The sequence below is a fragment of the Sphingopyxis sp. JAI108 genome (genome assembly GCF_013410105.1).
GTDB lineage: Bacteria > Pseudomonadota > Alphaproteobacteria > Sphingomonadales > Sphingomonadaceae > Sphingopyxis > Sphingopyxis chilensis.
In genome coordinates this window covers 478627-492405 of sequence record NZ_JACCCJ010000001.1, presented here as the reverse complement: position 1 = coordinate 492405, position 13779 = coordinate 478627, and the positions used below count along the sequence as shown (strand labels likewise).

Here is a 13779-nt window from a genome sequence, read left to right as displayed (position 1 = left end):
GAGAGCCCCATCCGCGCCCCTCATATTCCCCTTGCACCCACGCCCCTTCCGGCGCAGTCTTGACGTTAACGTCAACGATAGGCGTACAGGGAGAGCGAGATGGCGAAACGGGTCTGGACGACCGCGCTGCTGGGCTGCGCGGCACTGGCATTGGCTTCATGCAACGCGTCCAAGAATGAGAGCGCCTCGGGCGGAGGCGCGCTCGACGAAGCCGAAAGGGCCAGCGAGACCCTGCTCAAGACCGGCGGCAACGGCGACGATTGGGGCGCTATCGGTTACAGCTACGACGAGCAGCGCTTCAGCCCACTGACCGATATCAACGACCAGAATGTCGGCACCCTCGGCATCGCGTGGACCGCCGACCTCGACGATGCGCGCGGGCAGGAAGCGACGCCCGTGGTCGTCGACGGCGTGATGTATGTAACCCACGCCTGGTCGAAAGTCAGCGCCTGGGACGCCGCGACAGGCAAACCGCTATGGAAATTCGACCCCAAAGTCCCCGGCGAGCGCGCGGTTTCGGCGTGCTGCGACGTCGTCAACCGCGGCGTTGCCGTCTGGGGCGACAAGCTCTTCGTCGGCGCGCTCGACGGGCGGCTGATCGCGCTCGACAAGAAGACCGGCAAGGAGCTCTGGTCGACGCAGACCTTCGATACGTCGAAACCTTACACCATCACCGGCGCGCCGCGCGTCGTGAAGGACATGGTGCTGATCGGCAACGGCGGCGCCGAATTCGGCGTGCGCGGCTATGTCACCGCCTATGACGCGGACACCGGCAAGGAGCGGTGGCGCTTCTACACCGCACCCAACCCGACGAAGGCGAAGGACGGCGCCGCCTCCGACGACATTTTCGCCACCAAGGGCAACGCCACTTGGTCCGACACGGGCGAGTGGCAGACCTCGGGCGGCGGCGGCACCGTGTGGGACGCGATCGTTTACGACAAGGATCTCGACCAGGTCTATCTGGGGGTCGGCAACGGCAATCCGTGGAACCATGGGACGCGATCGAACGGCGAGGGCGACAACTGGTTCCTGTCGTCAATCGTCGCGGTCGATGCCAGCACCGGCGCGTATAAATGGCATTATCAGGAAACGCCCGGCGAGACGTGGGACTATACCGCGACCCAGCCGATCATCCTCGCGGAGCAGGCGGTGAACGGGAAGCCGGTCAAGGTGCTGTACCACGCGCCGAAGAACGGCTTCTTCTTCACGATCGACCGCGCCACCGGCACGTTGATCGACGCCAAGCCCTTCGTCGACGGGATCAACTGGGCGAGCGGATATGACCTGACGACAGGCCGGCCGATCGAAAATCCCGAGGCGCGCTTCTACAAGACGGGCAAGCCTTTCATCGCGATCCCCGGCGCACTCGGCGCGCACAACTGGCACCCGATGAGCTTCAACCCGGCGACAGGGCTCGTCTACATTCCGGCGCAGCAGATTCCGCAGGGCTATCTGGCTGACATGAACGAGCTCGACCGGCGCAAGGTCGTGGGGTTCAATATCGGCACCTCGCTGACGGGCACGATGATGCCCGACGACAAGGCCGCATATCGCGCCGCGGTCGCCGCGACCACCGGGCGCCTCGTCGCCTTCGATCCGCGCACCGGCAAGGTCGCCTGGGCCGTCGATCATCCCGCGGCGTGGAACGGCGGCACCATGACGACCGCAGGCAACCTCGTCTTCCAGGGCACGAGCACCGGGCGTTTCCGCGCCTATGCCGCCGACACCGGCAAGCAGCTGCTCGACCTCGACATGCAGTCGGGAATCGTCAGCGCGCCATCGACCTACCGCGCCGGCGGCGTCCAATATGTCGCCTTCCAGACGAGCAAGGGCGGTGCCTTCCCGCTCGTCGCCGGGGTCGCGGGCGGCGTGACGCGCAAGGTTCCCAACATCCCGCGCCTCGTCGTGATGAAGATCGGCGGCACGGTGAAGCTCCCCGCTCCGCCGGCAACGACGACGCTCGCGTGGAATCCGCCCCCGCAGTTCGGCACGCCGGCGCAAATCGCGGCAGGCAAGGCGCATTTCGGACGCTATTGCATCGTCTGCCATGGCGACAGCGCGATCGGCAATGGCTTCACCCCCGACCTCCGCGTCTCGGGCACGCTCGCCAACGCCGATGCGTGGAAGTCGGTGATCATCGACGGCGCGCTCAAGGATCGCGGCATGGTGAGTTTCGCCAAGGTGCTGACGCCCGCCGATGCCGAGGCGCTTCGCGCCTATGTCATCGACCGGTCGAACTGGACGAAAGCGAACCTGCCCGACGCCTCGGCGCCGATGGGGCGGTGAACTTCCAAATCCTCCCTGTCGCGAAGCGATGGGGAGGATCAAAAGGCGATCTGCCACTTTTTTGGGCACCCCGATCCGCCAATTGCTCACCACTTGGGCAATGGCGCAATTTCCTGTCACAAATCTTACCGAAAGCTTGCGATTCGCCAATTGGCACGGCTCTTGATTGGTGCAACATGACGGGGCCTCGCAGCGACTCACGGGTCGCGAACCGGACCAGGCGGGCCTGATCCGGCTTTGATTGCGGGCGATGCGAATTACCCAATGGGGGAAGAAAAGCGTGAAGAAGATTGAGGCGATCATCAAGCCGTTCAAGCTCGACGAGGTAAAGGAAGCGCTGCACGAAGTCGGTGTCAGCGGCATCACCGTTACCGAGGCCAAGGGCTTCGGCCGGCAGAAGGGCCACACCGAACTTTATCGCGGCGCCGAATATGTCGTCGACTTCCTGCCCAAGGTGAAGCTGGAGGTCATCGTCGAGGACGGTATGGCCGAACGCGTCGTCGAAGCGATCGCCGCCGCCGCGCAGACCGGCCGCATCGGCGACGGCAAGATCTTCGTCATTCCGGTCGAGACCGCGCTGCGCATCCGCACCGGCGAACGCAATGAGGACGCGCTCTAAACCCGCCGCTCCCCAACCTGTTCAACTAAACCGGCAGAGCCGGTCATCATCGCAAGAAGGAAGTTCAGACCATGGCTACGAAGCCCAAGGATATCATTGCCCGGATCAAGGAAAACGACATTGAGTGGGTCGATCTGCGCTTCACCGATCCGAAGGGCAAGTGGCAGCACCTGACGATGTGCGCCGGCGTGATCGACGAGGACGCGCTCGAAGATGGCCTGATGTTCGACGGTTCGTCGATCGAAGGCTGGAAGGCGATCAACGAGTCGGACATGATCCTGATGCCCGATCTCGACGCCGTGTATGACGATCCCTTCTCGGCCACCCCGATGCTGGTCATCTTCTGCGACATCGTCGAACCGTCGACCGGCGAAGGCTATGCCCGCGACCCGCGCACGACGGCGAAGCGCGCCGAGGCCTATGTCGCCTCGACCGGCGTCGGCGACACCGTCTATGTCGGCCCCGAAGCCGAATTCTTCATGTTCGACGACGTCCGTTTCGAAACCGGCTATAACAAGTCGGGCTTCGAGATCGACGATATCGAACTGCCGACCAACACCGGTCGCAGCTATGAAGGCGGCAACCTCGGCCACCGCCCGCGCGCGAAGGGCGGTTACTTCCCCGTCGCGCCGGTCGACAGCGCCGTCGACATCCGCGCCGAGATGGTCTCGACCATGCTCGAAATGGGCCTGCCCTGCGACAAGCACCACCATGAAGTCGCCGCCGCGCAGCACGAGCTCGGCCTGACCTTCGGCACGCTGACGCAGACCGCCGACCGCATGCAGATCTACAAATATGTCGTCCACCAGGTCGCGCATGCTTATGGCAAGACCGCGACCTTCATGCCGAAGCCGATCAAGGACGATAACGGCAGCGGCATGCACACCCACATCTCGATCTGGGAAAAGGGCAAGCCGCTCTTCGCGGGCAACGGCTATGCCGGCCTTTCGGACATGTGCCTCTATTTCATCGGCGGTGTCATCAAGCACGCCAAGGCGCTGAACGCCTTCACCAACCCGACGACGAACAGCTACAAGCGCCTCGTCCCCGGCTTCGAAGCGCCGGTGCTGCTCGCCTATTCGAGCCGCAACCGTTCGGCCTCGTGCCGCATCCCCTATGGCGCCGGCGCCAAGGCGAAGCGCGTCGAATTCCGCTTCCCCGACGCGATGGCGAACCCCTATCTCTGCTATTCGGCGCTGCTGATGGCGGGCCTCGACGGCATTCAGAACAAGATCCACCCCGGCGACGCGATGGACAAGAATCTGTACGACCTGCCGCCCGAGGAACTGGCCGAAGTCCCGACCGTCTGCGGCTCGCTTCGCGAAGCGCTCGACAGCCTGATGGCCGACCACGACTTCCTGCTGAAGGGCGACGTGTTCAGCAAGGACCAGATCGAAGCCTATGTCGAGCTCAAGTGGGCCGAAGTTTACAACTTCGAACAGACGCCGAGCCCGGTCGAGTTCGACATGTACTACAGCGCCTGATCGCACGCGATCAGCGACGCCAAGGAGGGCGCCCGGTTCGGGGGAACCGGGCGCCCTTTCCTTTCCCGCTCCTTTTGCGGACCGTCTATTGCGGCGTCATCATGCCCCGGCGTCCCGCCGCGATGAAGGTGGCGAGCAGAAAGGATCCGAAGGCCAGCGAGATCAGGTCGAGCGGATGCGGCGCGGGGGCCAGCCCTGCCGCGGCAGCTCCGCCCCAAATCACGCAGACGCCGAGCAACATATTGCCCGTGATCGCCGATGCGTCGATCGTCAGTTGCCGCCACAATTCGTCGAACCGGCGCCACATCGCGATCGAGACCAGCGTGCCCGCCACCAGCAACGCCAGCATGATCCAGAACGCCGTCGTCGCCGTCACCGGCGTGGTCGCGCCCTCGACCGTGCTATAGGCAAGGAGCGTCAGGATCGCGCCAATCGCGATGCAGGTCAGCGCGCTGCCGCTCATGCTCGCGCGTTCCTCGACGAGCTCTTCCGCATCGGCCACGTTGAGCAGCCGCTGTCCGACCCGAGCCGGAACGGCGATTCCCACTCCGACGAACAATCCCATCAGCAGATAGATCATCCCGATCCCCGCCAATATGATCTGCGACGGCTGCCAGGCGAGCGCCTCCCCCTCCAGCAGCCGCATCGCCCCGATCATAGCGACTGCGCCCGCGACCGCGCCGGCCAAGGCCTGCAGCCCCATCTTGCGCCATGAAATGGCGGGAACCTGCGTCGTCATATCAGCTCTCCGGAGTCCAATGATCGATGAACAGCTTACGCACGTCCACCTTGAACAAGGCGGCCATCCGCAAGGCCAGCGGCAGGCTCGGGTCATATTTGTCGGTTTCGACCGCGTTGATCGTCTGGCGCGACACGCTGAGCCGACGGGCCAGTTCGCCCTGGCTCCACCCCGCACCCTCGCGATGTTCGCGAACCCGATTTTCCAACGCACGCCCTTTCGCCTGTCAAACATTCTTTACAGCCAGCACCTCAGGGTGTCAAACACTCTTTACACCCACGCCCCGCGATTACGCTTTGGTAAGCGGTCGCGGCTAAAAGCTGGACGAGATCGAGGGGGATGTTCGATGATGCGTATCATGATTCTGGCTGCCGCGACCTTGCTTGCCACCGGCTGCGGCAAGATGATCGAACTGGTGAACCAGACGCGCACCGTCGCCGCGCCGCGCGAAGAAGTGTTCGCCAAAATGTTCGGCGACGATGGCGCCTTCGCGGGGCTGCCGCTCGTCACCAACGGCGGATCGACGCGGCTCTACGAACTCGTCGCCGAAAAGGGCGAACCCGGGTTCGAAAAGCTGGTCCCCGACGAAAGGCCTGATGCGTACAAGGTTAAGATCGCCGTCGCGATGGAAATCCCGCGCGAGGCGCATTTGATCTACAGCGTCGACGATGGTGCGCTCAGCACCGGCCTCAAATTCACTTTCGAGGAGCTGGCGCCCGACCGGACCCGGGTGGCGTTCGCCATCGACGAGCTGACGGGCGACGGTGCGAAAGGGCTTCAGGTCAATCGATCCGCGCTCAAGCGGATCGCCCGCGACGCGCTGGGCAAGCTCGACGATTTCGAAGAGGTCGACGAGGCGGCCTGACGCGCTTTCCCGATAATTCCGGACAGCGCGGTTGCGCCGACCGTTCGCACATGCCACCTTGCCGCGACCAAAATCGCAAAAAGGGGTTCTGGATCATGCGGATATGCGTCTTTTTCCTTGCCCCGCTGCTCCTGACCGGCTGCGGTGGCGGAGGGAGCGATGGCGGAACGCCTCCCGGGCCGAATGCCCCGCCGGAATTCACGTCACTCCAGACCGCGAGCATCGCCGAAAACAGCATTGCCGCCTATCAGGCAGCGGCCACCGATCCCGACGGCGACGCGCTGACCTTCGCTATCGACGGCGGCGCCGACGCGGCGCGCTTTTCGATCACCGCCGCCGGTGCGCTGCGCTTCGACCCCGCCCCCGACTATGACCTTCCGGGCGATGCCGACGGCGACAATGTCTATTCGGTGCGGATCGGCGTCAGCGACGGCCGAGCGAGTATCACCCAGACGGTCAATGTCTCGGTGACCAATTCGAAGGAGGGCATATCGGTCCAGCGCGTCGGCACCGGCTTTGATCAGCCGACCTTCCTCCTCGGCATCCCGGGCAGCAGCGACGTCTATGTGCTGGAAAAGGCCGGGGCCGTCTATCGCCTGACCCCCTCGACCGGAGCGAAGACGCTGCTCTTCACGATCGGCAATCTGTCGACCGATGGCGAGCGCGGCCTGCTCGGCATGGCGCTATTGCCCGATCCCGCGAATTCCGATCGCTTCATGATCTATTGCACCAATGCGGCCGGCGACATCGAGATTCGCGAATATGGTTTTGGCGCCACGCCGCGGCTGCTGGCCACGCTTTCGATTCCGCATCCCGGGGCGAACAACCATAATGGCGGCGCGATGGCCTTTGGCCCCGACGGCTTTCTCTACGTCGGAGTAGGCGACGGCGGCGGCGCAGGCGATCCCGGCAACAACGCCCAGAACCCCAATTCGCGGCTCGGCAAGATATTGCGGATCAGGGTGGTCGCCGACCCCTATGCCGGCGCTTCGCCGACCTTTTTCACGCCTGCCCCGGGCAATCCCTATCTGGCGGGCGGCGGCGATCCTTATGTCTTCGCGCTCGGCCTGCGCAATCCGTTCCGTTTTTCCTTCTCCGGATCGACACTGATCATCGGTGACGTCGGACAGGGTGCGGTCGAAGAAATCGATATGGTGACGACCAGCCAACCCGGGCTCAATTTCGGCTGGCGTTTCAAGGAAGGATCCCAGCCCTATACCGGTACCATCCCCGGCGGCCTGACCGATCCGGTCGCCGAATATGGTCACGGCGACGGCCCGCGGCAGGGCAACTCGGTTACCGGCGGTTATGTCTATCGCGGCCCGGTAGCCTCGCTGCAGGGTCAATATGTCTTCGCCGACTTCGTCTCGGACAATATCTGGACGGTACCCTTCTCCGGCCTCGTCCCCGGGCAGACGCTCGCGTCGTCGCGTTTCGCGCGGCGGAACGAGGATTTCGCGCCTGATGCGGGGACGCTGAACTCGATTGCCTCCTTTGGCGAGGACAGCGCGGGCAATCTGTTCCTCGTCAGCCTCGGCGGCGATATTTTCATGGTGCAGCAAGGAACCTGAGCGCGCCGCCGCGGCTTCCTTTGCGGGGGACGTAACCCGCGAAGGAGCCATCATGGCCGCCCCCCTTACCGCCACCGCCATCAATTGCTCGCTCTCGTCCGGCGGGCGCAAAAGCTCGACCGACGCGATGATCGCGGTGCTCGCCGAACATTTCGAAGCGCAAGGCGTGACGGTCGCCGACCCGATCCGGATCGCCGCGCACCGCGTCAGATGGGGCGTAAGGTCGAACGAGGGTCCGGACGACGACTGGCCGCAGATCCGCGAGCGCATCCTCGCCGCCGACATATTGATCTTTGGCACGCCGATCTGGATGGGCCAGCCGTCGAGCGTAGCCAAGCTGGTCATGGAGCGAATGGACGCCTTCCTGTCCGAAACCGACGACAAGGCGCGGATGCCAAGTTACTCCAAGGTCGCGGTTGCCGCGATCGTCGGCAACGAGGATGGCGCGCACCATGTCTCGTCGCAGATATTCCAGGCGCTGAACGATGTCGGCTGGACGATCCCTGCGGTCGCGGCCTGCTATTGGGTCGGCGAGGCGATGGGATCAACCGATTTCAAGGACCTCGAACACCGGCCGCGCAAAGTCACCGAAACCGCGAAGATGGTCGCCGCCAACGCCGCGCATCTCGCGCGATTGCTGAAGCAGTCGCCCTATCCCGGCTGACGAGGTTGCGGCGGGTGGTCGGAGGCGGCAGAAGGGAGGCATCAGGAGGAGTCTTCCATGAAATCAATGCCGCTTGCCGCGCTCATCGCCCTTCAACTCGCGCTCGCGCCCGCCGCACATGCGAAGCTCAGTCAAACCGAAAGCGGTATGGCAAAAACGGTCGAGGCCGAAGGCGATCGCAGCCTCGCGCTGCTCGAAAAACTGGTCAACCAGAACAGCGGCTCGCTCAACCTCGAGGGGGTCGAGAAGGTCGGGGCGATGATGCGCGCCGAACTCGAACCGCTGGGTTTCAAGGTCGAATGGAAACCGATGCGCGATACCGGCCGCGCCGGCCACCTGATCGCGACGCATGTCGGCAAGCCCGATACCAAGCGCCTGCTGCTGATCGCGCACCTCGACACGGTGTTCGAACCCGACTCGCCCTTCCAGCGCTTCGAGCGCATGGGCGACAAGGCCAAGGGTCCGGGTGTCGGCGACGACAAGGGCGGAATGGTCGTCGTCGTCGCGGCGCTGCGCGCGATGCACAAGGCGGGCACGCTGAAGGACGCGAACATCGAATTCCACATGACGGGCGACGAGGAGGACACCGGCGATCCGCTCGATGCGGCGCGCGCCGACCTGATCGCGGCCGGCAAGCGCGTCGATGTCGCGCTCGGATTTGAAGGCCTCGTCCGCGATAACGGCGCGGACATGAGTTCGATCGCGCGCCGGTCGTCCGAAAGCTGGCAGGTCACCGCGACGGGCAAGACGGGACACAGCTCCGGGATTTTCAGCGCCGATGCCGGCGACGGGGCGATCTATGAACTCGCGCGCATCATCCACCGCTTTCGCACCGAGCTGCCCGAGCCCAACCTGACCTTCAATGTCGGGCTGGTCGCGGGGGGCGAGCAGGTGTCGCTCGACGAAGGCAAGATCCGCGCGAGCGCCAACGGCAAGACCAACATCATCGCCGCGACCGCGATCGCGCGCGGCGACCTGCGCACGCTTTCGGCCGAACAGGCGGCGCGCGTGAAGGCGAAGATGGCGGCGATCGTCGCCGATCATGCTCCGGGCGCCGGCGCGACCCTCGCCTTCGACCCCGGCGGCTATCCGGCGATGGCGCCGACCGACGGCAATCGCGCGCTGCTGACGCGACTCAACGCCGTCAACCGCGACCTCGGCCTCGCCGAAATGGCGGCGCTCGATCCGCTCAAGCGCGGCGCCGCCGACATCAGCTTCGTCGCGCCGCACGTCGACAGCCTCGCAGGACTCGGCGCCTATTCCACCGGCGACCACGGGCCCGAGGAGACGGTCGATATTCCCAGCATCGCGCGCCAGGCGACGCGCGCCGCCATATTGATGTCACGACTTTCCGCTGAAAAGCGCTGAGCTGTCGCAATTGGCAGTTGGCCTTTGCTTGATTCATCCGCCACAGTGATTAGGTAGCAATCCGAGACGGATTCACCGCCGATGGGAGACAGCACATGAGCACCGAAACGCACCTCAAGCAGAATTACATCGGCGGCCAATGGGTCGATTCGAAGGGCGGCAAGCTCCACGACGTGATCAACCCCGCAACCGAGGAAGCGGCTTCGACCGTCGTGCTCGGTACTGCGGCCGACGTCGACGACGCCGTCGCTGCCGCGAAAGAAGCCTTCAAGAGCTTTTCGCAGACGACGCGCGAGGAGCGGCTCGATCTTTTAAACCGCATCGTCGAGGAATATAAAAAGCGCGCACCCGACCTGGCCAAATCGATGGCGAGCGAAATGGGCGCCCCGGTCAGCTTCGCGGGCACGGCGCAGGTCGGCGCCGGCATCGGCGGCTTCCTGGGCACGATCGCCGCGCTCAAGGATTTCAGCTTCACCGAAAAATATGCTGCGGGTATGATCGCCTATGAACCGATCGGCGTCGTCGGCATGATCACGCCGTGGAACTGGCCGCTCAACCAGATCGCGCTCAAGGTCGCCCCGGCACTAGCCGCAGGCAACACGATGATCCTCAAGCCTTCCGAAGAATGCCCCGGCAACGCGGTGATCTTCGCTGAAATCCTTGAGGCCGCAGGCGTTCCCGCGGGCGTCTTCAACCTCGTCCAGGGCGACGGCCCGACCGTCGGCAACGCGATCAGCGCGCACCCCGGCATCGAGATGGTGAGCTTCACCGGCTCGACCCGCGCCGGCATCCTCGTCGCCAAGGCGGCGGCCGACACAGTCAAGCGAGTTCATCAGGAGCTCGGCGGCAAATCGCCGAACATCGTCCTGCCCGACGCCGATTTCGCCGCCGTGCTGCCGCCGACGGTGCAGGGCGTGCTGGTCAACACCGGCCAGAGTTGCATCGCGCCGACGCGCATCCTCGTTCAAAAAGAGCGCGAAGCCGAAGCGGTCGGCGTCATCAAGGCGATGTTCGACGGCACCCAGGTTGGCGACCCGATGAGCGAAGGCGGCCATATCGGCCCCGTCGTCAACAAAGCGCAGTTCGACAAGATCCAGGGTCTGATTCAGTCGGCAATCGACGAAGGCGCGACGCTCGAGACGGGCGGCACCGGCCTGCCGTCGAATGTCAACCGCGGCTATTATATCAAGCCGACGGTCTTCTCGGGCGTCACCCGCGACATGCGCATCGCCAATGAGGAAATCTTCGGCCCCGTCGCGACGATCATGGCTTACGGCGACCTCGACGAAGCCGTCGATATCGCCAACGACACCGAATATGGCCTGTCGGCGGTAATCTCGGGCGATCCCGCCAAGGCGGCCGATGTGGCGCCGAAGCTGCGCGCGGGCATGGTCGCGGTCAATGCGTGGGGCCCGGGCCCGGGCGCGGCGTTCGGCGGCTACAAGGCGTCGGGCAACGGCCGCGAAGGCGGGGTGTTCGGGCTGAAGGACTTCATGGAAGTGAAGTCGATCAGCGGCATTCCGGGGTAAATCATAAATCCTCCCTGCGGCGAAGCCGTGGGGAGGGGGACCGCTCGCGAAGCGAGTGGTGGAGGGGCTGCGCCAATGCCCCTCCGTCAGTCGCTTCGCGACCGCCACCTCCCCATCGCTTCGCGACAGGGAGGATAAGACCCCTCCCTCGCGCGGAGGGGTTTTTCTTTGTCCTCGGGAAAGCTACACGCGCCCCATGACCACCCGCTCCCCGCTCGCTCCCGCCGCTTTCCCCGACTTGCCCGACATCGCCGGGGTCACGCGCCGCGTCGCGCGCGCGCGCTACAAGAATTGGGACCGCTGCGACCTCACCTATGTCGAGCTCGTGCCCGGCACGACCGTCGCGGGCGTGTTCACGCGCAATGTCTGCTGCTCGTCCGAAGTCGAGCTTGGCCGCGAACAGGTGAAGGGCGGCAACGGCCGCGCGCTGATCGTCAACGCGGGCAACAGCAATGCCTTCACCGGCTATCGCGGCCGCGAAGCGGTCGAGCAGATCATGGAACAGGTCGCCGGGCATCTCGGCTGCGACGCGCGTGAAGTCTTCGTCAGTTCGACCGGCGTCATCGGCGTCCCGCTGCCGAAGGACAAGGCGCGCGCGGGCGTCGAGGCCGCGCTGACTGCCGAGCCCTGCTCTTGGGAAGCCGCCGCCGAAACCATTTGCACTACCGACACCTTCGCGAAAGGCTCGGCGGCGAGCGCGATAATCGGCGACCGGACCATCCACGTCGCAGGCATCGTCAAGGGATCGGGGATGATCGCGCCCGACATGGCGACCATGCTCGGCTATATCTTCACCGACGCCGCGGTCGCGCCCGCGCTGCTGCAGGACATGCTCAGCGAGGCGACGGGGGGCAGCTTCAACAGCATCACCGTCGACAGCGACACCTCGACCAGCGACACTGTGCTGCTCTTCGCCACCGGACAGGCGGGCAATTCCACACTCACCACCCGCGATGACCCGGGCGCCGACGCGCTTTATGCGGCGATCCGCGACGTCGCGCTCGACCTCGCGCATCAGGTCGTGCGCGACGGCGAGGGTGCGTCGAAATTCATCGAGGTGCAGGTGACCGGCGCGGTCAGTGACGAGAGTGCGAAGCGCGTCGCGCTCGCCATCGCCAATTCACCGCTCGTGAAAACCGCGATCGCGGGCGAGGATGCCAACTGGGGCCGCGTCGTGATGGCGGTGGGCAAGGCGGGCGAACCCGCCGACCGCGACCGGCTCGCCATCCGCTTCGGCGATCATTGGGTCGCCAAGGACGGCCTGCCCATCGACGGTTACGACGAAGCGCCCGTCGCGGCGCATCTGAAAGGTCAGGATATCCGTGTCGGTGCCGACCTTGGTCTCGGCGAAGGCCGCGCGACCGTCTGGACCTGCGACCTGACGCACGGCTATATCAGCATCAACGCCGACTACCGGAGCTGACGTCCTTCTCCGTCAGCCGGCGAGTGAAGTCCACTTCGCCTCACCCGACGCATTCTCGACCACCGCTTCGACGAAGGCCATCGTCCGCAGGCCGTCGGCGATTCCGGGAAACCAGTCGGCGGCGCCGCGCGGCGGCGGCGTCGCGGCGCCAGCGCGCAGGGTGCGGCCGAAGCTGCGATAGAGGTTGGCGAACGCCTCGATATAGCCCTCGGGGTGCCCCGCCGGGATGCGCAGCCGCGCCATTGCCGAGGGACCGAGACCCGGCCCGCCGGCGCGGATCACCTCGGTCGGCCGGTCGAGCCAGCGCAACGTCAGGCTGTTCGGTTCCATTTGCGACCATTCGAGGCCGCCTTCCTCGCCATGAATACGCAGCCGCAAGCCGTTTTCGTCGCCCGCGGCGACCTGGCTGGCCTTCAGCACCCCGCGCGCGCCGCCTTCAAAGCGCAACAGCGCCGCCACATCGTCGTCGAGGCGGCGACCCGGAACCTGCGTCGTCAGCTCGGCGCTCAGCGACTCGACCGCAAGACCCGAGACATGCTCGGCGAGTTGGAAAGCGTGCGTCCCGATGTCGCCGAGGCAGCCGCCGAGGCCCGCGCGCGCCGGATCGGTGCGCCATTCGGCCTGCTTGTTGCCATCCGCGTCGATCGGCCGGCTGAGCCAGCCTTGCGAATATTCGACCTGCACCAGCCGGATCGCACCGAAATCGCCGCGTGCGACGCGCGCCCGCGCCTCTTCGATCAGTGGATAGCCGCTATAGGTGAAGGCGAGGCCATAGAGCTTGCCGCTGCGCGCGACGGCCGCGCCGATCGCCTTCGCCTCCGCAAGATCCAGCGCCATCGGCTTTTCGGACAGGACGTGGAAACCCGCGTCGAGCGCGGCGATCGCCATCGGGGCGTGGAGATGGTTCGGCGTGACGATCGCCAGCGCTTCCATCCGCTCGCCCAAGGGAAACCTTGCTTCCGCGGCGAGCAATGTGTCGAAGGTCGCATAGGCGCGGCCCGGATCGAGTCCCAGCGTTTCGGCGCTCCGCCGGTTGCGGTCGGCGTCGGTGCTGAGCGCACCGCATACCAATTCATATTCGCTATCGAGCGCGGCGGCCATACGGTGCACCGCACCGATGAAAGCACCCTCGCCGCCACCCACCATGCCATAGCGAATTTTCGACCGACCGTTCATCGCATTCCCTCTGCCAGAATTCGTAAAATTGTTTGCCTTATTCGCTTTCAAACGG

The 13779-nt window shown here is 65.1% G+C and carries 12 protein-coding genes; 9 read left to right on the top strand and 3 right to left on the bottom strand.

Features of this window, described 5'->3' with window-relative positions; all coding sequences use genetic code 11:
* The first annotated feature begins 99 nt into the window (after positions 1–99).
* The 3 genes from HDC29_RS02315 to glnA all read left to right on the top strand — a co-directional run bounded on the left by HDC29_RS02315 (position 100) and on the right by glnA (position 4389).
* Positions 100–2286 (top strand): PQQ-dependent dehydrogenase, methanol/ethanol family, encoded by a 2187-nt coding sequence (locus HDC29_RS02315; protein ID WP_179493988.1) that lies wholly within the window; start codon positions 100–102, stop codon positions 2284–2286.
* A gap of 280 nt (positions 2287–2566) precedes the next feature.
* On the top strand, positions 2567–2905 hold the full coding sequence (locus HDC29_RS02310) for a P-II family nitrogen regulator (RefSeq protein ID WP_011540464.1): 339 nt from the start codon (positions 2567–2569) through the stop codon (positions 2903–2905).
* Positions 2906–2976: 71 nt separating this feature from the next.
* Entirely contained in the window at positions 2977–4389 is a 1413-nt protein-coding gene (glnA, locus tag HDC29_RS02305) for a type I glutamate--ammonia ligase (RefSeq protein WP_179493986.1), read from the top strand.
* Positions 4390–4474: 85 nt separating this feature from the next.
* Here the strand turns inward: glnA and HDC29_RS02300 are convergent, their stop codons facing one another.
* Together HDC29_RS02300 and HDC29_RS02295 are read right to left on the bottom strand one after the other, a co-directional pair.
* Complete coding sequence (locus tag HDC29_RS02300; protein ID WP_179493984.1) at positions 4475–5128, bottom strand: hypothetical protein; 654 nt, start codon at positions 5126–5128, stop codon at positions 4475–4477.
* 1 nt (position 5129) lies between these two features.
* Positions 5130–5336, bottom strand: a complete 207-nt coding sequence (locus HDC29_RS02295; protein ID WP_179493982.1) for a helix-turn-helix transcriptional regulator — start codon at positions 5334–5336, stop codon at positions 5130–5132.
* A gap of 138 nt (positions 5337–5474) precedes the next feature.
* Between HDC29_RS02295 and HDC29_RS02290 the strand changes: the two genes are divergently transcribed.
* From HDC29_RS02290 to argJ, 6 genes are all read left to right on the top strand, one after another.
* Complete coding sequence (locus tag HDC29_RS02290; protein WP_179493980.1) at positions 5475–5993, top strand: SRPBCC family protein; 519 nt, start codon at positions 5475–5477, stop codon at positions 5991–5993.
* A 95-nt stretch (positions 5994–6088) separates the two neighbouring features.
* The gene (locus tag HDC29_RS02285; RefSeq protein ID WP_179493978.1) at positions 6089–7564 is read left to right on the top strand and encodes a sorbosone dehydrogenase family protein; all 1476 of its coding nucleotides are present in this window, start codon (positions 6089–6091) and stop codon (positions 7562–7564) included.
* A 52-nt stretch (positions 7565–7616) separates the two neighbouring features.
* On the top strand, positions 7617–8228 hold the full coding sequence (locus tag HDC29_RS02280) for a flavodoxin family protein (protein WP_179493976.1): 612 nt from the start codon (positions 7617–7619) through the stop codon (positions 8226–8228).
* 66 nt (positions 8229–8294) lie between these two features.
* Entirely contained in the window at positions 8295–9596 is a 1302-nt protein-coding gene (locus HDC29_RS02275; RefSeq protein ID WP_179497151.1) for a M20/M25/M40 family metallo-hydrolase, read from the top strand.
* Positions 9597–9691: 95 nt separating this feature from the next.
* On the top strand, positions 9692–11125 hold the full coding sequence (locus HDC29_RS02270) for an aldehyde dehydrogenase family protein (protein ID WP_179493974.1): 1434 nt from the start codon (positions 9692–9694) through the stop codon (positions 11123–11125).
* A gap of 196 nt (positions 11126–11321) precedes the next feature.
* Positions 11322–12548: a bifunctional glutamate N-acetyltransferase/amino-acid acetyltransferase ArgJ gene (argJ, locus tag HDC29_RS02265; RefSeq protein ID WP_179493972.1), complete on the top strand. Its 1227-nt coding sequence runs from the start codon at positions 11322–11324 to the stop codon at positions 12546–12548.
* Between the two features lie 12 nt (positions 12549–12560).
* Here argJ and HDC29_RS02260 read toward each other — a convergent pair whose 3' ends face one another.
* Complete coding sequence (locus HDC29_RS02260; protein WP_179493970.1) at positions 12561–13724, bottom strand: Gfo/Idh/MocA family protein; 1164 nt, start codon at positions 13722–13724, stop codon at positions 12561–12563.
* Between the last annotated feature and the right edge of the window lie 55 nt (positions 13725–13779).

Excerpts from the sequence above, each read along its gene's own strand:
- HDC29_RS02285 (WP_179493978.1), top strand. The coding sequence starts at position 6,089 with ATGCGGATATGCGTCTTTTTCCTTGCCCCGCTGCTCCTGACCGGCTGC.
- glnA (WP_179493986.1), top strand. The coding sequence starts at position 2,977 with ATGGCTACGAAGCCCAAGGATATCATTGCCCGGATCAAGGAAAACGAC.
- HDC29_RS02280 (WP_179493976.1), top strand. The coding sequence starts at position 7,617 with ATGGCCGCCCCCCTTACCGCCACCGCCATCAATTGCTCGCTCTCGTCC.
- HDC29_RS02275 (WP_179497151.1), top strand. The coding sequence starts at position 8,295 with ATGCCGCTTGCCGCGCTCATCGCCCTTCAACTCGCGCTCGCGCCCGCC.
- HDC29_RS02300 (WP_179493984.1), bottom strand. The coding sequence starts at position 5,128 with ATGACGACGCAGGTTCCCGCCATTTCATGGCGCAAGATGGGGCTGCAG.
- argJ (WP_179493972.1), top strand. The coding sequence starts at position 11,322 with ATGACCACCCGCTCCCCGCTCGCTCCCGCCGCTTTCCCCGACTTGCCC.
- HDC29_RS02290 (WP_179493980.1), top strand. The coding sequence starts at position 5,475 with ATGATGCGTATCATGATTCTGGCTGCCGCGACCTTGCTTGCCACCGGC.
- HDC29_RS02260 (WP_179493970.1), bottom strand. The coding sequence starts at position 13,724 with ATGAACGGTCGGTCGAAAATTCGCTATGGCATGGTGGGTGGCGGCGAG.
- HDC29_RS02315 (WP_179493988.1), top strand. The coding sequence starts at position 100 with ATGGCGAAACGGGTCTGGACGACCGCGCTGCTGGGCTGCGCGGCACTG.
- HDC29_RS02270 (WP_179493974.1), top strand. The coding sequence starts at position 9,692 with ATGAGCACCGAAACGCACCTCAAGCAGAATTACATCGGCGGCCAATGG.